1 protein-coding gene is annotated in these 515 nt (G+C 72.6%); it reads right to left on the reverse strand.

Features of this window, described 5'->3' with window-relative positions; genetic code table 11:
- A partial coding sequence (locus ACLD7X_RS18390) for a PDC sensor domain-containing protein (protein ID WP_411425128.1) occupies nt 1-515 on the reverse strand: 515 nt, incomplete at both ends.

Below are 515 nucleotides of genomic sequence, written 5' to 3' on the forward strand. Positions count from 1 at the left end.
CTGCGCGAGAGGTCATCCGGGCGCAGCCCGACCGTGACGACGCCGCCGAAGGCGGCGCTGCGGTCATGCAGGTGCTGCGCGGCGATGACCAGGCGCGCGCCGGTGCCCCGGCCGACCTGCGGCGCCGTCAGGAACAGGCCCTGGTAGCCCTGGGCGAAGGCCTGGAAATAGTCCCGGTCACGGGCATCGAAGGGGCGGAAGGCGACGGAGGAGGACCAGCGGGACGCGCCATCGGGCCCGAGGATGACGATACTCGCCAGGGGAAGGCGCGATGCGTCGCGGTCCCCGGTGACGTTGCGCATCGCCTGTTCGATCTGCCCGCGCGCCGGGCCGTCCCCCGCCTCATCCAGCAGCAGCCATTGCTGCGCGAGGATCTGGATGGTGGCCGTGTCGTCGAGGGCGCGGAGGATGAATTGCTCGGTAACCGCCGCCGCGGCCTCCGCCCGCTGGGTCGCGGCCAGGACCTGGGCGCGTTCGGTGCTGTCGATGATGCGGCTGGCGAAGACCCAGGCGGC

The organism is Aphanothece microscopica RSMan92 (genome assembly GCF_046613545.2).
Lineage (GTDB): Bacteria > Cyanobacteriota > Cyanobacteriia > PCC-6307 > Cyanobiaceae > NIES-981.